Origin of the sequence: Desemzia sp. C1, assembly GCF_020882875.1 — a bacterium.
GTDB lineage: Bacteria > Bacillota > Bacilli > Lactobacillales > Carnobacteriaceae > Desemzia > Desemzia incerta.
The window spans coordinates 818,934-837,418 of sequence record NZ_JAJIZP010000003.1; the positions used below are offsets into that span (position 1 = coordinate 818,934).

The following is an 18,485-nucleotide window of genomic DNA, read 5'->3' on the forward strand; positions in this document are numbered from 1 at the left end:
GGAGGGAAATGTATGAAGATTTTGATTGTGGATGACGAGAGCAACATTTTGGAAATTGTGGAGGCATACTTGATTACCCAGAATTATCAGGTATTCCGAGCCATGGACGGGGAAGAAGCCTTGCGTAAAGCCAAAACTATAATACCGGACCTCATCGTCCTGGACCTCATGCTTCCAGACATATCTGGGCTCGAAGTCTGTCAAAAAATCAGAGAATCTTCCAACGTCCCCATTATCATGCTAACGGCTAAAACAGCAGAACAAGATATCTTGAAAGGCTTACAATTAGGAGCGGATGACTATATGACGAAACCCTTCAGCCCTAAAGAACTAGTAGCTCGAGTAGAAACCGTGTTGCGACGTGCACGACCGGAACCACAAGAAGAAAAGTTATCGTTTGAGGGAGGCCTGTTGGAAATCTATCCGGGTAGGAAACAAGTACTAAAGAAAGGCCTAGAGGTCGACCTTACGCCCACGGAGTATGCTTTGCTATTCCTATTAGCCTCTCATCCTAAACAATTATTTTCCCGCGACCAGCTGCTAGATGCGGTCAAAGGGCTAGATTTTGACGGAACGGATCGAATCATAGACACGCACATTAAGAATTTACGACAAAAAATAGAGGACGATAAAAGAAACCCTCACTATATTCTGACAGCATATGGAACGGGATACCGATTTGGTGGTCAGAAATGAAGCGAACGATAAAATGGCAACTCCTCCTTTCCTTTATTTCTCTCTCTTTTATTCTTTTAGGGGGGGTTAGCTGGATAACATTGAACTTAATGGAAAGCCATTTTGCTGACTACGTGAAGGAAAGGCAGGAATCAGAGTTAAAAGAATACACTTCTGAATTAGAGGCTCTTTATCGAGAAGATGACACCTGGGAAGAGGACTCACAAGCAATCCAAAGTTTGGGTCGAAATGCTCTTCAACACGCCGTGATTCTGAAGATATATGACGAAGATGGACAGCTATTATGGAGCCCGTCTCCCTCTGAGGAAAAAGAAGCCAAGGACAAGATTCAGAATCATCTACTGTATATGGAGCAAATGATGGAAAATGTGGAAAGTGACTATGTGCAATCCCGTATGCCGCTTTATAATGGTAGCAAAGAAGTGGGCTTGGTAGAGATACAGTTCGGAGGTCCGTTCGCTTATACGGAACATGAAGCTTTCTTCATTTCCAATATGAGAAATATCTTGATTATGGTGACCCTTATCTCTCTCCTTATCTCTCTCATCTTTGCGGTACTAGTGGCAAAAAAACTAAGTGCACCCATTGTCGTAATTAATGATTTCACCACAGAAATTGCGAAAGGTCGTTACAGTAGTCTCCCTTTGGAAGAATCAGGAATCCGAGAGATTGACGATCTTAGAGATTCAGTAAATGAGCTCTCACTGCAACTTCAACGACAGCAGGAGATTCGAAACCGTTTGTCTTCCGATATTGCCCATGAAATCAGGACCCCTTTGACGACGTTAAAGGGAAATATTGAAGCCATGATAGATGGTGTCTGGGAAGTATCAGAAGAGCGTCTCTACCGTTGTTATGAGGAAGTGAACCGCATCACTCGTCTAATTGGAGAAATCGATCGAATCAATGAGATTGAAAGTCAGGAGTCCCAGCTACAAAAGTCCACCTTTGACTTAAAGGAACTATCCCAACAAATTGTGGACAATTTTCAGGCGTTACTAATCGAGAGACAGATTCACTGTTCCATTAGTGGGAATTCTGTTCTTGTTTCCGCAGACCGAGATAAAATGCATCAGGTCATAACCAATCTTTTATTCAATGCTATTAAATTTACTCCTTCTGGTGGGAAAATTGACATTCATGTTTCGCAAAGTAGAGCCACTGTTTCCTTTCGAATAGGGGATAATGGACAAGGAATCCCTCCGGACGAGGTAAGTCAAATCTTTGAACGTTTCTATATGGCGGAACCATCTCGAAATAGTCAGCTGGGTGGACAGGGAATTGGGCTTTCCATTGTAAAAAGTATTATCCATGCCCATCATGGTACTATTTCTGTAGATAGTGTCTATGGAAAGGGTACAACTTTTACGATTACTCTTCCTAAAAATAAATAGAAGCGTACAAAAAGAGGCTGGGACAAAATCTCCTGGTAACTGAAAAAACGGTAATTGCAAAAATGCAATTACCGTTTTTTGTCTATTTCAAATATATCTGTAAGATTTTAAGCTCAGCTAATCTTCATTTTTCTATATTTTTTGAAATTATTGGCCATAAAGGCCAAGCCGATATCGACTTTTACTTTCTCTTTTCCACGTAAGTGGAAGCGGGCGAAACCTAAATTAGCTTTTACCTGCCCGAAAACTGGCTCCACTTCGATTTTGCGTCTCGCAAAAATCTTAGAACCTTCAGGAGATAAAAGCTTGTTGGATTCTATTTCTTTTAGTGATTCATAGTGCCAATTATAATGGAATGTTTTTTGTTCAGTCTGCTCAGGGTAGTCTGGTTTGTACACATGAATATCCTGACAAAAGCCACTACGGTTTTTCCTGTGACTGATGTGGCTGAAGTCAAAGCGATTGTTGTTTCGATCCGTAAAATAATTTCCTTCGGAATGATACGACCAATTCTTTCGGTTTCTTGGAGATTTTTTATACGATCGTGTTTGTTCTTTATCAAAGAGATTGTATTTTATGAGGTGGTTTACACCAATACTATCTAAGTAATCCAAGTTTTCTTCACTCCCATAACCTGCATCAGCAACAATGGTTTGTGGTAATTGGTTGATTGATTCAACAAATGGAATGAGTGTCCGTGTATCCGTCGGATTTGAAAAGATATCGTACGTTAGTACAAATTGGTTTTCTGTACCGATTTGGATATTATAAGCAGCTTTCAATTGACCGTTCATCATATGATCGTCTTTCATTCTCATAAAAGTAGCATCTGTATCGATTTTAGAAAAGCTATTCCGTCCATTAAATAGTTGATCGTAGTCTTCGTATTTTTTCTTACGGGGTAAAAAATCATCTCTTAGTTTGCGTAAGTGTTTTTTCAAACGTCGTCTTTTTTGCTTTTTGGGATTCTTACCTTGAATAGGTTTTTCTTCAATATCCGCGCTTAATTCAGTGATTTCTTTTTCTATTAAAGTAGCAATGTTTTCCAAGTCAGAAATAGATAATTCGGCTACATCATCCATGTGCATACATTCTTCAACCATCGGTTGAATTTCATCTTGAAAATATTGTTTTGTCTTTATTTTAAGAGAATCAGCATATTTATCGACCGCTTTTTTCCATACAAAAGAATATTTATTGGCGTTGGCTTCTATTTTAGTCCCATCAATAAATAGCTCGTTCATCGTGATAAAATTTTCTGTTTTTAACTTAACCGTAAAATCAACAAAGAGTTCCGGTAATAATTTTTGGCAATATTCCGAAGCACGGAATCGATTGATCGTTCGATAGGAAATGATTTCACTGCTCATTGCCCAAATCATGGGTATATTTTCTGTCATCATTTTTTCTATTTTTCTCCCCGAATAAACCCCTTCAGAATAAGCAAAGAGTAAAGCTTTTATTAGCAGTCGCGGATGATAACCTGGTCTTCCATCGGAAGACTCAAAGAGAGTAAATACTCTATCGTCCCTAGATTCAATAAACTCATGAATCTCAAAAATAATGTGAGTCGAAGGCAAGAAACAAGACCATTCTAGTGGCAAGCTCGTTTGATTCATGGTATAGTTTTTGTACATTAGAAATCCCTCCTATGATTGTATTTGTCGTTATTTACATTATAGCAGAGGGGTTTCTTTTTGTATTAAAAAGCATCCAAAAAGTCATTACGACTTTTTTGGATGCTTTTTTGGACTAGGTTTTGTCCCAGCCTCTTTTTGAGTGGTTAATCATAGTCTCATACACGCAGTATAATATTATCCATCTTTACTATTATTGCACCAGGACGTCAATCTCTGTCTGTTTTGGATTGTCTGATACAATTTCGATTAGCAAGCGATGAGGCAAGTTAAGACTGGTTTCTCCAGGAGATTGAATCCAATCTGTCCTCACCGCAACTTGGTGCATGCTGTTATCTTCTTTATTACGAATCCGCTCACCATCAATCTCAATAATATTATACCGTCCTGGGGCGGGGTAATAGGTAATGAGCTGATGCTCCTTATTTCCTGTCAGGAGAAACCGATCTACTACCTCTCCATTAATCGAGATTACTGCATACAAATCACTGCTCTCACTGCTTGTGTTCTTCATCGCAAAGACCACAACTGGGGAAAAAGAAAGAACAATCAACAGAGAAACAATAATAATATCAAAAGGTTTTACCATTTTCAGATACTTTTTTATCGGGAATGACCTCCTCATTTGTTATCCTCTGTTTTTAAAGGTTACTCCAAATGTTTTTTTCTCTTCAAGTACTCTTCTTCCGTGATATTTCCTCTAGCAAATTCTTTTTGAAGAAGTTCTAAGGGAGTCTCTTTTCCACTTCGATTATCTGTCCGGTCAGAAAGGAGCTTAATAACAAGGTACACTATTACAACAATCAGTACAATCCAAAATAGTCCCATCAACATCATCCAACCCATTCCTCCTTGTGTAAATAAGTTCGCACAGTTCCACATGCTTAACACTCCCTTTTCTATAATTCATCTATGCCGGTTTCTATTTATTATTTTTCCTTTTTGAGTCGCCATCCTTCTAAATAGTAAGATTTAGCGGGGTAATCCCTTCTGCGGTATATCCAAATGCCGATGGCACCAATAAATAGAAGTAAAGATAGCCCTTGTGACACCCGGAGTAAATCACCAATCCATAAGCTGTCGGTTCGCATGCCTTCTATAAAAAATCTTCCTACTGAATACCAGATTACATAGCTAAGTGCCACTTCACCTTGCCGCAATAAACCTTTGCGGTTCCGAATAAAAATGATTAGACCGAAGCCTAAAAGGCTCCACAAGGACTCGTATAGGAATGTCGGATGATAGTACACGCCATTAATTTGCATCTGGTTAATGATAAAGTCTGGGAGATACAAGTTTTCTAAAAAGGTACGAGTTACTTCTCCTCCATGAGCTTCCTGGTTGATAAAGTTTCCCCATCTACCGATGGCCTGCGCCAAGAGAACATATGGAGCTAATACATCAAGCATTAAAGCAACTGGAATTTCCTTTTTCTTGGCGTACCAGTAAACGGTTAATCCTCCCGCAATCAAGCCTCCATAAATGGCAATACCACCGTTCCAAATGGCGATGATTTCAAGGGGATTTTGTATATAGTAATCCCACTCAAATAGTACATAGTAAATTCGGGCTCCTATTAATCCAATAGGAATAGCCCATAGTGCCATATCTATTAGCGTATCCTCTTCAAAGCCTCTCTTTTTCCCTTCTTTTGACGCTAATGAGATAGCGAGAAGCATAGCTACACCAATAATAATTCCATACCAATAGACGGTAAATGGACCAAACGAAAAGGCGACGCGATCGATTGTTTCTGTTGTCATGTTCATGTTTTTCTCCTTATAAATATATATTTATCTTCTGGTTGTGAGTGGATTCATTTTTTATATTCCTAGGTACTGAGAAGGATCCACCGTCGAGCCGTTTTTATAGATTTGAAAATCCAAATGTACACCGGTCGAAACGCCTGTTGTCCCCATGACTCCAATTGGTTGCCCTTGAGCAACTTCTTGTCCCGATGAAACCAACCTATTCGGTTGTAGATGAGAATAAACTGATTTATATCCATCCCCATGATCAATCTCTATGTAATATCCTAAGCCGTTATTGTAAGATGCGGTAATCACTTTACCTGAACGCGAAGCTATAATAGATCCGCTTCCAGCAATATCTATGCCTTTATGGAACCTCTGATTACCAAAAACGGGATGTGTCCGCCATCCATATGGAGAAGTGACTATTCCATTTGCTGGCAAAATCCATCTAGAGTTAACATTCGTTTCCTTATCATTGTTTGGTTCTGGCGGATTAACAGTCTTTAAGTCCTTGTTTGCTTGAACTTTTTTTTCAACCTGTACTTTTTGATTTTTTTCTTGAATTTTTTGGGTTAAAGCGGTCGTTTGTTTTGCAATAATAGTTTGTTCGTTAATAATTCCTTCTCTTTCAGTAGCAGTTAAATTGTATTGTTCGACTATTTGTATAATTTTGTTTTCTAATGTACTACGTTGAGTGGACAATTTCTCTTGGTCTACTTCCAACTGATTTCTGATGGCTTGCATTTTTTCTTGTTTATTTTTGTATTGGCGCTCTTTATCTTCTAATGTTCGCTTATCATCTATTTGGGTTTTCATAATATCTTGATTTGCATCCATCAACTGACCTATTACATTAATACGTCCAAGAAAATCAGATAAGTTTTCTGAAGAAGCTAATAGACTAGCAATATCTTGAGGATTTGCCTGCGTTTGAACCGATCTTGCTTGGGATTCTAAACGAGCGGTTCTGCTGTTAATTTTATCTTGTAATTGAACCGTCTCTTTTTGCAGTTTCTTAATCTCTTCCTCAATTTGATTCATTTCTTCTTCCTTGCGCTTAATTTTTCTATCAATGTAGAAATATCCTTCTGTAATCCTGCCACTTCTCCTTCTATCTGCTCTTTTTTTTCTTCTAAAGATTCCATCTCTTGTTCTTTACTTTTAATTTCCTCGTTTAGCAACTCTGATTGTTTACCTAATTCTTGCTCTTGTTGTTTTAATTCTTCCGTTTTTTCGGAAGCGGCTTTTACTTCTAAAGAACTAAACATCGGTGTCATCAAAAAGATTGTCGTTGCTATAGGAAAGAGGTACTTTTTCTTCATTCTTCCTTCTCCTATGTATATAGTTAGTATTGACTGCTTGAAACAACTTATTTCTTCCTTTATCGTGTATCAATATAACAATGAATTATGTAGATTTTATGGAGTTATCCTGAATAATTCATAGCTTTAATTCTTTGGCACATTTTATTGAAATATGTATCACTAATATCCCTATCAACTGATTTTGACTAAAAAGTTACTTCAAACATTCACTGTTCAAAAATATTGAGGAATAAATTTTGGGTGTAAGGCATTTTGAGCATACTTCTCCCTGGATAACTTCCCAGTAAAAAAATCGTTAGATTGTTGGATTAGATCCATTGACTGGCTCGCCTCAGGCGAGCAAAGACCCTGTAGAATTCATTCTGATACACATGATAACTAGATAATTTGAGATAGACTCGTCTACCCGTTTGGACTAATTTCCCAGCAACTTTCAGAAACTTCAATCGAATAGAATGAATGGTCATTCCCTTTTGGACTTCTTCAAAGCCAATCGTTCTTAAGAAGTTGACTAAGTTGTAAGCTATCAAGCTGAGCATCATTCGGACATGATTCTCCAAAAAGCGAGGACTGTCTGTTTTGTCAAAGTAAAAGCCAGCTTTCGCTTCTTTAATGAAGTTCTCCATTGTGCCACGTTTGGCATAGAGAGAAAAGATGGTATCAGGAGAAACATTTTCTGATAGATTCGTCACGATAAATTCATGTCGAAAGAGTAGTTCGCCCGCTTCACGTGTTGAGCGTATACACACGTGACGACTTTGTGACCAGGATTGTGCTTGATAAGTGGTCGAGAAGTACTGAACTTCTCGTTCTTCCCACTTTTGATTATCGCCATAAAGTACTGATTTCTCAGCTATTTGACCTAGTCTACGATTATTCTTCAGTCGAATAACATAATGACTCTTTTTTGATTCACACGAATCATACACACCAGGTGTAGCGAACCCGCTGTCTCCACGAACCAAGATGTCAGTGTTTGGTAGAGAGTGATTATAGTGCTCTAATAAAGGTGTGAGAAACTCCTTTACGCCTTTTGATGTATATTGATTTCCTGAACGTAGTTCAGCTTTTAAGAAGTCACCAGTCAATCCGTCAAAAGCTACCAATGGATGGTAACCATAGGTTTGGTAGTGTGTATTATAATTCGTTTGTTCTTGGTGACCAAATGTATCTGAATGGGTCGAATCTAAATCAATGATTAATTCCGTATCATTACGGATGAGCCGTGCTTTATCGATAAGTTCTTGGTTCAAAGCTTGAAGTTCATGGATATTCTCCTCAGATAGTCGATCTAAAAATCGGGAAAGTGAAGATTGAGAAGCGAGTTCTTTCCTATCTAAAACAGCTTTAAACACAGGATCTTGTCTCAGGAGATTAGCTGCAGAATCAGCTGAGTAACCAGCAATTAATTGCATAATGAACTGCTCAAGTATGGATAAGTTGTCATGAGTAAAATACGCTCGTTCGTCTTCAATGTGAATGTGTTGCTTAGCCAGTTCAGAAAAACCAAAGATGTTCATCAGCTCTTTCACTAGGACGAGACCCGAATCACTCGATAATTGACCACCTGTATGAGAAATAGTGATATTTGAATTGAATTTTACTTGGTTTTTGTGTAAGCTAGTCATGAAAAGAACTCCTTTCTTTTGGTTGGTTTAGTCACTTTAACCATAGCAGAAAGGGGTTCTTTTTTCATCACTTAACGGGTGAAGATGAAAAAGTAATTGTAAGCTGCCGTGAGGCAGTTTCACATGGTTTTAATTAAAAGTATGAATTATTCAGGAGTTATTTAATCTACATAAAATCTACATAATTTTTCTTTATTATCGCTACAGAAAGGTAAAAAATAGCGGTCACTTCCAGAGTTAAAATAGCATTTTCAGTATTTTTTATCTTATCGATAGCCAATATGTTATTTCGATGCCTAATAAAAAAAGAAAAAGGAGGAATGGAGATGGAATCAATTCTATTTTTAGTGCTTATGGTCGTAGGACACATGCTCATGATGTTTGTTATGCCCGGTATGCATGGAGGACACAACCATAAGGAACACAGTCATACAAAAAACAATTCTAAAGAGATGGAAGCTCTTGAAGAGGAAAACAAGCAATTAAAAGAAGATTTAAACATACTCAAGTCAAATTCAAATCGAAACGAATGGTGAGGACTGATCTGCTTTGAAACAAAAAATTATTCACTTTTCTGGTTTTATCGCCTTGTCCCTTTTCATCTTATCCTTAGCAATAGCTATCACTATTAACTTTTCCCCTTTATATTCATTCGATGTTAATTATTTGAATATAACAGAATACGTCAACATGCCAAAAGAACAACTATTAACTAATTATCGTATTTTATTGGACTACTTAAACTTCCCTTGGATAAACCAATTAAACATGCCTAATTTCCCTAGCTCAGCTAGTGGGCTTTTCCACTTCTTTGAAGTGAAGAAGTTATTTATGCTGGACTATCTGGTTCTAATCGTTTCTGGAATCTGTGTCTTCTGGTTTTCACGGTATATGAAAAAAACGAATCAATATCAGAAACTTAATCGATACTTTAAGTGGGGAATGCTTATCCCACTTGCTATACTTTTTGCCCTCTTGATCAGTTTTGACACGTTGTTTGTGTTATTTCATCAGGTATTCTTTAACAACGATGCTTGGCTTTTCAATCCAGCAACAGATTCTATCATTTTAGCGTTACCAGCTGAGTTCTTTATGCATAGCTTTATTCTTGCCTTTGGATTGATTGAAGTATTTCTCCTTATAGGTTATTTTATTACAAAAAAAGAATCGCTACTCTTGGTGAGCGAATAATACAATCACGTATCTTTAAAAATGGCTCCTATCTGAAAAAGATAGGAGCCATTTTGCATCTACGTTATTCTTTTGCTACTAATCAATTTTTAAGAGTCTAGCGTTCACAGCACATACTATTGTACTAATGGACATTACCACTGCCGCCATGGCTGGAGTAACCAAAAAACCTTGATCAGCTAAGACACCTGCAGCCAACGGAATGGCGATTACGTTATAACCTACTGCCCAAATTAAGTTTTCCACCATTTTACGGTAGCTTGCCTTGGATAGTTTGATAATGTTCAGCACATCTTTCGGATTACTATTCACCAAGATTACATCAGCTGTTTCGATTGCCACATCTGTACCGGCACCAATGGCGATACCCAAGTCAGCTTCCGCCAAGGCGGGGGCGTCGTTGATACCGTCACCTACCATGGCCACCTTCTTGTTATCCGTTTTTAAAGACCGGACATTTTTGGATTTCTCGTCAGGGAGTACTTCTGCAAAGACTTGTGCTAATCCTAATTTATCACCCACATAATTAGCGACACGCTTGTTGTCACCTGTCATCATGATAGACTCAATATCTTGTTCCTTCAAGGCTCGAACGACTTCATAGGAAGTGTCCCGTATGATATCGGCAATAGCAATGACTCCTTGCAGGATGTCATCTTTTAACACAAAAACTACCGTCTTTCCTTGCTGAGCCAAATAATCAAAACGCTCATGATCATATTCAAGACCTCGTTTTTCCATACCACCTGGGCTGATTACTGCCACCTCGGATCCATCTACTATTGCTTGCAGGCCTTCTCCAGTGAGATTCTGGTAATCGCTGATGGATTTTAAATCGACGCGCCGTTTCTCCCCTTCGCGAACAATCCCTTTCGCAATCGGGTGATCCGATTGGCTCTCTACCGAGTAAGCTAAGGAAAGGATTGACTCTTCTGTGGTCCCATCAGTAGCAATAATATCTGTTACGCCGAAGTTTCCTTCGGTCAAAGTGCCGGTCTTATCAAAGACAATCCGGTCAATTCTTCGGGCATCTTCAAATTGGGTCCGATTACGGATAAGCAAGCCTTTACGGGCAGCGATGGAGGTAGAGACAGCATTTACCAACGGAACGGCTAATCCAAGAGCATGTGGACAGGCAATGACAAATACGGTCACCATTCGAGCTAAGGCAAACTGTAAGTCCGCAGCGAATATCCAGTAAACAAAGGTAATGACTCCAATTACCAAAGCAATATAGAAGAGCCATTTTGCAGCGGTATCAGCGAGTCCTTGGGAGCGGCTCTTTTGCTGCTGTGCAGCATTTACCATTTGAATGACTTGAGCCAGATACGTTTCCCCACCTGTTTTTTCTACTTCGATTTTTAGAACTCCGCTACCATTAATAGATCCGCCGATGGCATCTAATCCTGAGCCCTTTTCAACTGGAACGGACTCTCCGGTCAACATGGATTCGTCTACGGTAGATTGGCCCTCATAAATTTTTCCATCCAAGGGAACTTTTTCACCAGATTTTACCAGAATGCGATCTCCGGGAACCAGGTCCTCGACGGAGACTTCGACAATGTTGCCTGCCTTATCAAGTTTGTGCGCCTCTTTGGGCATCAGCTTAATGAGTTCCTCTAATGCTCGGGAAGCCCCCATCTGCGACTTCATTTCAATCCAGTGACCTAGCAACATAATAAGGATTAGCGTAGCTAATTCAAAATAGAAATCCATTCCTTGAATGAAAAAAGTAGTTAAGCTACTGTAAATATATGCGGAAATAATGGCTAGTGAAATCAACATCATCATTCCCGGTGTGCGAGACTTGAACTCGCTCCACGCACCTGTTAGAAATGGCTTTCCACCATAAAAGAAGACGAAAGAGGACATGAGAAACAGTAGAATGTTATCTCCTACAAAACTGATTTCATAATTGAAAAGCATCATCATGAATTCAGAAAGAAGTGTAATTGGAATGGTAAAGACCAAGGCTACCCAAAAACGTTTCCGGAAATCGGCTACCATGTGTTCGTGGTGATTGCCATGTCCCATATCGCCGTGGTTCATTCCACCATGGTCCATGTCACTATGATCCATCTTGCTGTGGTCCATGTCACCATGATCCATCTTACTATGGTCCATGTCACCATGATCCATCTTGCTGTGGTCCATGTCACCATGATCCATCTTACTATGGTCCATGTCACCATGATCCATCTTGCTATGGTCCGTTGCTTTGTTTCTTTCTTTATGCTGCTTGGTGTTCATAAATCTCTCCTCCTTGTGCCTTCGCTAAAGGGATAATTTACATTTTTTCCTCTGTTTTTAATGAAGTCATAAAACTGAAGTTCACCGAATAGAGTTTGAATCCAAATAAACAGCTACATTGCAACCAATCAACCTATTTTATTTACACCGCTATTATACTATAGATAACTGCACCTCTTAAAAAAATAGAGTCCCAGCTTATAATCCTAATGTCTAATTGAAAAGGATAAAGCTGAGACCCATAAAACAAACCTATTAAAATTTTTCTAAGTTATATGCTATTTACTAACTGCTCTACTCTGCTACAAAGTATTTTGTGTCTTCTAGTACAGAGTCCAATTCTGTTCTATCAATAGCAACCGATGTTTGAATAGTAGCTTTTTTGTTCTCTAAATCTACAGAAGCTGATTCTACTCCTTCCAAGGATTCAAACCTATCTATTACAGTGTTGGCGCATCCTTGACACTTCATGCCTTCTACTAATATATCTTGTTTCATCATTATTTCCTCTTTTCTTTATTGTTTTATTTAATTTCTTCTTCACTCTTTCAGAAGAAGTTTTAAACCGTTTTTTTAGTCTAACACCAGGTTAAAATAAAACTCTGTGCAGCAATGACAGTTAGCTGATTCACTGACGCTTGTCAAAATATCTGGTGTACTAGACAATACGTCTAGAAAATCTTCTTGATTTGCCTGTTTTTCTGCTTGGATAAGAGCCGTTTTAGTGCTTTTATTAATTTTTACTTTTTCAACCAATGGATGTTGTCCCGTTTTTTCCATTACTAACTGTAAGCAAGTCAAACAAGTAATTCCTTTAACCGTTAAATTCATGCTCATCTTATAGCCTCATTTTTTATTTCATGACAGATGGTTTGAATCGTTTTAAGCGTAATGCATTTAATAAAACAGAAGTAGAACTAAAAGTCATTGCCCCTGCCGCAATAACCGGGCTAAGCAATGGACCGCCAAAGGCATAAACTACACCCATCGCGAAGGGAATACCTAAAATATTGTACGCAAATGCCCAAAACAGGTTTTCCTTAATGTTTCGGATGGTAGATTTACTCAATTCCACAGCCGTAGGGACATCCATGAGGTCACTACGCATTAGGACAATATCTGCTGATTCCATCGCTACATCCGTACCAGATCCAATGGCAATTCCTACATCGGCTTGCGCAAGTGCAGGAGCATCATTAATTCCATCGCCTACCATACCTACTTTTTTGCCTTCATCCTGCAACTTTTTCACTTCGTTAGCTTTATCTTCCGGCAAAACTTCGCTCAATACACGGTCGATTCCCACCTGTTTTGCAATTGCTTCTGCCGTTCGTTTGTTGTCACCAGTAATCATGGCTACTTCAATGCCCATCTTATGCAACTTTTCAATGGCTCGTAGGCTGCTCTCTTTTACCGTATCGGCGACCGCAATGATTCCGAGAATTTCACTACCTCTGGAAATGTACATTGGCGTTTTACCTTGACTAGCCAATTCATCGGATACCTTCGCCAACTTGCCTAGTTGGACATTTCGCTCATCCATCAGTTTTCGGTTACCCAACGAAAGGGTAGCTCCGTCGATTTTTACCTCGATTCCATGACCCGGAATCGCCTCAAAAGCTTCAGTTTTCTTCAGAGACAATCCTTTTTCTTCTGCATCCTTAACTATTGCTTCCCCTAGTGGGTGTTCAGAACCTTTCTCACCGGAAGCCGCCAACATCAAGAGTTCCTCTTGAGAGATCCCTTTTGCAGTAATAATATCTGTTACCTTAGGCTTTCCTTCTGTAATGGTTCCTGTCTTGTCAAAAACGATGGTCTTCAGTTTATGAGTTGTTTCCAATGCTGTCCCACTCTTAATCAATACGCCATGTTCGGCACCTTTCCCTGTTCCAATCATGATTGCTGTAGGGGTAGCTAACCCGAGTGCACATGGGCACGCAATCACCAGTACCGAAATGGCTATGGTCAACGCGAATACCCCTGTTTGTCCAGCAAAGTACCACGCAAGCGCAGAAAGGATTGCAATCGCAATAACGATTGGTACGAAGTAACCGGAAATAATATCTGCCATCTTAGCAATCGGAGCTTTAGATCCTTGCGCGTCTTCTACTAGTTTAATAATCTGAGATAGTGCGGTATCTTTCCCAACTTTTGTGGCTCGATAATGAATCGTACCGTTTTTGTTGATAGTTGCTCCAATAATCGCGTCCCCTACCGATTTTTCTACGGGGATACTTTCACCAGTTAACATGGATTCGTCTACCGACGTCAACCCCTCTGTTACAATACCGTCCACAGGCATTTTCCCTCCTGGGCGTACAACAACAATGTCTCCCACTGCCACTTCGTCGATGGAAATTTCTGTTTCTTTTCCGTTTCGTACTACCAATGCTGTTTTTGGTGCTAATCCCATCAGTTTCTTAATGGCTTCAGATGTTTTTCCTTTGGTCAGGGTTTCCAAATACTTACCTAGAACAATCAATGCTAGGATAACGGCCGCCGTTTCGTAATACAATTCATTGGCATAAGATGCCTCTCCTAAGAAAATCATGACCGTGGCAAATACACCGTAAAGGAAAGCGGCACTTGTTCCCAAAGCGATTAATGAATCCATGTTGGGGTGTCCCTTAAACAACGCTTTGAATCCAGTCTGGTAAATTTTTTTATTGACCACGACAACCGGAAGCGTCAGCAGGAGTTGAATGATAGCAAAATTTTCCGGATTCATCATCGGATCGATAAAAGCAGGTAGGGGCGCTTTTACCAAATGACCCATTGCGATATAGAGTAATGGGGCAGTAAAGATGGCCGAAATCACAAATCTCTTCCAGAGGCTCTTGATTTCATTCTGTTTCTTTTCTTGGTCTAAGTCCACCGTGTCCGCAGTTGCGATCTCTTCATGTGCCTCATATCCCGAATCGGATACGGCCTGAGTGATATCGGAAATATTTAACCTACTTGGATCATACTCTACCACCATTTTTTCCGTGGCTAAGTTTACAGACGATGTATTTACTCCGGTAAGTTTATGGGTAGCTTTTTCAATGGTTTGAGCACAAGAAGCACAAGTCATTCCTTCAAGATTAAAAGTCTTCCTTACAGTATTAGGTATTGCAGCATATCCTGCATCTGAAACGGCTTTTTGGATGTCAGCCTCCGAAAGTGACGCCTCATCAAACTGAATGCTCATTTTTTCCGTTGCAAGATTTACATTAGCGATTTTTACGCCTGATAACTTCTGTGCCGCTTTTTCTACTGTTTGGGCGCAAGAAGCACAAGTCATTCCTTCTATGGTAAATGTTTTATTTTCCATCTTTTATTCCATTCCTCTCATCTTCATTCCATGGTGTTTCATATTGCATTCACATTGCCCTGGCGCACAGTGGCAACTAACTTCTTCTACAGCAGATTTTTTTTTCATTTCCAAAGCTTTTTCCAAGCGTCGTATATCATCGAAACTCAAGATGTGATCTTCAATTAAACCTTCAATTACATAACCTACCTCTTTATTGCAAATCCGACTAAAAACATCATTTGTGTAATCTTTTATGGTCTCATTTTCCTCAATTTTTGCGGAATAGATATACTTCTTCCCTTCTTGCTCAGTGGACAATGCACCTTTCTCTACCAATCGGCCTAATAGCGTTTTGATTGTAGACTGTTTCCAATTCATTTTGTCTTCCAAAATAGCGATAACTTCTTTACTGGTGACTTTTTTATTTGCCCATACCACACGCATGACTTCCCATTCAGCATCCGTTACGTGGGGCGGTAAGACTGTAGCAACCATCTTTCACCCTCCTCATTTACATTCGTAAATTGTTTATTACAGGATTAGTTTACATGTGTAAATGTAATTTGTCAACAACTTATTTTTATTGTACTTAATTCTCTAAAAAACCGTGTTCGCCATCATACTGTGCTACTATTTTTACTAATTGAATCCCGTCCCGCTCCATTATCGCTATCTAGGTTGCATCAAAAATAAATTTACCCATTGTCAGAAGAAACGGCTGGATCAAGAGTAAAATAAAAAGAAGTGTTGGCTACCTCTAACATAGTATGACTAACCTAAATACTTATATTTTAGAAAAAAGAACCATTGTATAAAAATGCTTAAAGCATCTCTACACAATGGTTCTATTTAAACTTTGATTATTTTCTACAAACTTGAAAAATCGTATCTTTTATATAAATGATTTTCTCAAATTAGTTATTTTGGAGCTAATTCCTCTTCAGTAAGCCATTTATGGTTGCGAACAACTTCTCCACCATCTGTTGGCTGATAGTCTACCATGTAAACAGTTGTGGTGACAGCGTCTTCGATTGTAGCAGTTGCTCCTTCCATGCCTTCCATATGTTTAGCCTCTAGCGTCACTTCTGCTCCAGGTTCGAAGGGCTCTTCACCTGCATCAGCAATTTCTTCGTGGATGACCCAACGGTGATTTTCCTCGCGTTCTCCTCCATTGGTTGGATCATAAGAGATTTCATAGGCTGTTGTATCAAAGGCGCCTACAATAGTAGCTTCAGCCCCTTCCATGCCTTCCGTGTGTCCCTGTTGAAGAATAACTGTTTCACCCACTTCATACGTCGGATTTTCGGCTTCTTCTAGTCCTTCTGGGATTTCTCCTGAATCATCATGTTCCATGCCCTCCATTTCTTCCATATTCATACTGGATTCCATAGTTGAAGAATCTGAATTAGGAGTATCGTTTTCTTCAGATGAGCAAGCACTCAGAAGCGCTATTGAAGAAACCGTTAATAGTCCTTTTAAAAATAATTGTTTTGTCATTTATGCGACCTCCTCTTTAACAACATCGTAATGTGAGCGAATTATAAAGTCAAACAATTTATCTTGGCGCTTAAGTGCCTTTATGCCTAGTGAGTTATTAAATCAAACCTCTCCTAAATCAAAAGATGATATTATTCCTGAATAATTCATACTTTTAATTAAAACCATGTGAAACTGCCTCACGGCAGCTTACAATTACTTTTTCATCTTCACCCGTTAAGTGATGAAAAAAGAACCCCTTTCTGCTATGGTTAAAGTGACTAAACCAACCAAAGGAAAGGAGTTCTTTTCATGACTAGCTTACACAAAAACCAAGTAAAATTCAATTCAAATATCACTATTTCTCATACAGGTGGTCAATTATCGAGTGATTCGGGTCTCGTCCTAGTGAAAGAGCTGATGAACATCTTTGGTTTTTCTGAACTGGCTAAGCAACACATTCACATTGAAGACGAACGAGCGTATTTTACTCATGACAACTTATCCATACTTGAGCAGTTCATTATGCAATTAATTGCTGGTTACTCAGCTGATTCTGCAGCTAATCTCCTGAGACAAGATCCCGTGTTTAAAGCTGTTTTAGATAGGAAAGAACTCGCTTCTCAATCTTCACTTTCCCGATTTTTAGATCGACTATCTGAGGAGAATATCCATGAACTTCAAGCTTTGAACCAAGAACTTATCGATAAAGCACGCCTCATCCGTAATGATACGGAATTAATCATTGATTTAGATTCGACCCATTCAGATACATTTGGTCACCAAGAACAAACGGATTATAATACACACTACCAAACCTATGGTTACCATCCATTGGTAGCTTTTGACGGATTGACTGGTGACTTCTTAAAAGCTGAACTACGTTCAGGAAATCAATATACATCAAAAGGCGTAAAGGAGTTTCTCACACCTTTATTAGAGCACTATAATCACTCTCTACCAAACACTGACATCTTGGTTCGTGGAGACAGCGGGTTCGCTACACCTGGTGTGTATGATTCGTGTGAATCAAAAAAGAGTCATTATGTTATTCGACTGAAGAATAATCGTAGACTAGGTCAAATAGCTGAGAAATCAGTACTTTATGGCGATAATCAAAAGTGGGAAGAACGAGAAGTTCAGTACTTCTCGACCACTTATCAAGCACAATCCTGGTCACAAAGTCGTCGCGTGTGTATACGCTCAACACGTGAAGCGGGCGAACTACTCTTTCGACATGAATTTATCGTGACGAATCTATCAGAAAATGTTTCTCCTGATACCATCTTTTCTCTCTATGCCAAACGTGGCACAATGGAGAACTTCATTAAAGAAGCGAAAGCTGGCTTTTACTTTGACAAAACAGACAGTCCTCGCTTTTTGGAGAATCATGTCCGAATGATGCTCAGCTTGATAGCTTACAACTTAGTCAACTTCTTAAGAACGATTGGCTTTGAAGAAGTCCAAAAGGGAATGACCATTCATTCTATTCGATTGAAGTTTCTGAAAGTTGCTGGGAAATTAGTCCAAACGGGTAGACGAGTCTATCTCAAATTATCTAGTTATCATGTGTATCAGAATGAATTCTACAGGGTCTTTGCTCGCCTGAGGCGAGCCAGTCAATGGATCTAATCCAACAATCTAACGATTTTTTTACTGGGAAGTTATCCAGGGAGAAGTATGCTCAAAATGCCTTACACCCAAAATTTATTCCTCAATATTTTTGAACAGTGAATGTTTGAAGTAACTTTTTAGTCAAAATCAGTTGATAGGGATATTAGTGATACATATTTCAATAAAATGTGCCAAAGAATTAAAGCTATGAATTATTCAGGACAG

18 protein-coding genes are annotated in these 18,485 nt (G+C 39.1%); 5 read left to right on the forward strand and 13 right to left on the reverse strand.

All coding sequences use genetic code 11. The features are described from left to right. Positions 1-12 precede the first annotated feature (12 nt). Both LMF32_RS04405 and LMF32_RS04410 read left to right on the forward strand, forming a co-directional pair. Positions 13-696: a response regulator transcription factor gene (locus LMF32_RS04405; RefSeq protein WP_230523985.1), complete on the forward strand. Its 684-nt coding sequence runs from the start codon at positions 13-15 to the stop codon at positions 694-696. Beyond that, complete coding sequence (locus tag LMF32_RS04410; protein ID WP_230523986.1) at positions 693-2,090, forward strand: ATP-binding protein; 1,398 nt, start codon at positions 693-695, stop codon at positions 2,088-2,090. The genes LMF32_RS04405 and LMF32_RS04410 overlap by 4 nt, the downstream gene beginning before the upstream one ends. A 113-nt stretch (positions 2,091-2,203) precedes the next feature. Here LMF32_RS04410 and LMF32_RS04415 read toward each other — a convergent pair whose 3' ends face one another. The 7 genes from LMF32_RS04415 to LMF32_RS04445 all read right to left on the reverse strand — a co-directional run bounded on the left by LMF32_RS04415 (position 2,204) and on the right by LMF32_RS04445 (position 8,434). Next, complete coding sequence (locus LMF32_RS04415) at positions 2,204-3,727, reverse strand: IS1182 family transposase (RefSeq protein ID WP_230523987.1); 1,524 nt, start codon at positions 3,725-3,727, stop codon at positions 2,204-2,206. A gap of 193 nt (positions 3,728-3,920) precedes the next feature. Next, positions 3,921-4,352 carry a NusG domain II-containing protein gene (locus tag LMF32_RS04420; protein ID WP_230523988.1) on the reverse strand — a complete coding sequence of 144 codons (432 nt, stop codon included), beginning with the start codon at positions 4,350-4,352 and terminating at the stop codon, positions 3,921-3,923. A gap of 23 nt (positions 4,353-4,375) precedes the next feature. Continuing rightward, the gene (locus tag LMF32_RS04425) at positions 4,376-4,609 is read right to left on the reverse strand and encodes an SHOCT domain-containing protein (protein WP_188204705.1); all 234 of its coding nucleotides are present in this window, start codon (positions 4,607-4,609) and stop codon (positions 4,376-4,378) included. 47 nt (positions 4,610-4,656) lie between these two features. Further along, the gene (lgt, locus tag LMF32_RS04430; protein WP_223156055.1) at positions 4,657-5,490 is read right to left on the reverse strand and encodes a prolipoprotein diacylglyceryl transferase; all 834 of its coding nucleotides are present in this window, start codon (positions 5,488-5,490) and stop codon (positions 4,657-4,659) included. A 60-nt stretch (positions 5,491-5,550) separates the two neighbouring features. Next, positions 5,551-6,522 (reverse strand): peptidoglycan DD-metalloendopeptidase family protein, encoded by a 972-nt coding sequence (locus LMF32_RS04435; protein ID WP_188204707.1) that lies wholly within the window; start codon positions 6,520-6,522, stop codon positions 5,551-5,553. Further along, positions 6,519-6,803, reverse strand: coding sequence for a hypothetical protein (locus LMF32_RS04440; RefSeq protein WP_230523989.1), 285 nt, complete (start codon positions 6,801-6,803; stop codon positions 6,519-6,521). The genes LMF32_RS04435 and LMF32_RS04440 overlap by 4 nt, the downstream gene beginning before the upstream one ends. Before the next feature lie 311 nt (positions 6,804-7,114). Next, on the reverse strand, positions 7,115-8,434 hold the full coding sequence (locus tag LMF32_RS04445) for an IS1380-like element IS1678 family transposase (RefSeq protein ID WP_230523990.1): 1,320 nt from the start codon (positions 8,432-8,434) through the stop codon (positions 7,115-7,117). A gap of 326 nt (positions 8,435-8,760) precedes the next feature. Here LMF32_RS04445 and LMF32_RS04450 point away from each other — a divergent pair, with 326 nt between their 5' ends. Then, positions 8,761-8,970, forward strand: coding sequence for an adhesion protein (locus LMF32_RS04450; protein WP_188204710.1), 210 nt, complete (start codon positions 8,761-8,763; stop codon positions 8,968-8,970). Positions 8,971-9,022: 52 nt separating this feature from the next. Further along, the gene (locus LMF32_RS04455) at positions 9,023-9,625 is read left to right on the forward strand and encodes a TIGR01906 family membrane protein (protein WP_242597330.1); all 603 of its coding nucleotides are present in this window, start codon (positions 9,023-9,025) and stop codon (positions 9,623-9,625) included. A 78-nt stretch (positions 9,626-9,703) separates the two neighbouring features. Here the strand turns inward: LMF32_RS04455 and LMF32_RS04460 are convergent, their stop codons facing one another. The 6 genes from LMF32_RS04460 to LMF32_RS04485 form a co-directional block, all read right to left on the reverse strand. Then, positions 9,704-11,875 carry a copper-translocating P-type ATPase gene (locus LMF32_RS04460; RefSeq protein ID WP_230523991.1) on the reverse strand — a complete coding sequence of 724 codons (2,172 nt, stop codon included), beginning with the start codon at positions 11,873-11,875 and terminating at the stop codon, positions 9,704-9,706. Between the two features lie 294 nt (positions 11,876-12,169). Further along, a complete protein-coding gene (locus tag LMF32_RS04465; RefSeq protein ID WP_072695734.1) occupies positions 12,170-12,373 on the reverse strand; it encodes a heavy metal-associated domain-containing protein in 204 nt (67 codons plus the stop codon). Between the two features lie 75 nt (positions 12,374-12,448). Beyond that, positions 12,449-12,712: a hypothetical protein gene (locus LMF32_RS04470; protein ID WP_188204712.1), complete on the reverse strand. Its 264-nt coding sequence runs from the start codon at positions 12,710-12,712 to the stop codon at positions 12,449-12,451. Between the two features lie 16 nt (positions 12,713-12,728). Beyond that, positions 12,729-15,188 carry a heavy metal translocating P-type ATPase gene (locus LMF32_RS04475; RefSeq protein WP_188204713.1) on the reverse strand — a complete coding sequence of 820 codons (2,460 nt, stop codon included), beginning with the start codon at positions 15,186-15,188 and terminating at the stop codon, positions 12,729-12,731. Between the two features lie 3 nt (positions 15,189-15,191). Continuing rightward, entirely contained in the window at positions 15,192-15,665 is a 474-nt protein-coding gene (locus tag LMF32_RS04480) for a CopY/TcrY family copper transport repressor (protein ID WP_230523992.1), read from the reverse strand. A gap of 423 nt (positions 15,666-16,088) precedes the next feature. After that, a complete protein-coding gene (locus tag LMF32_RS04485; protein WP_230523993.1) occupies positions 16,089-16,667 on the reverse strand; it encodes a YdhK family protein in 579 nt (192 codons plus the stop codon). Positions 16,668-16,958: 291 nt separating this feature from the next. Between LMF32_RS04485 and LMF32_RS04490 the strand changes: the two genes are divergently transcribed. After that, positions 16,959-18,278 (forward strand): IS1380-like element IS1678 family transposase, encoded by a 1,320-nt coding sequence (locus LMF32_RS04490; RefSeq protein WP_230523994.1) that lies wholly within the window; start codon positions 16,959-16,961, stop codon positions 18,276-18,278. The last annotated feature ends 207 nt before the right edge of the window (positions 18,279-18,485 follow it).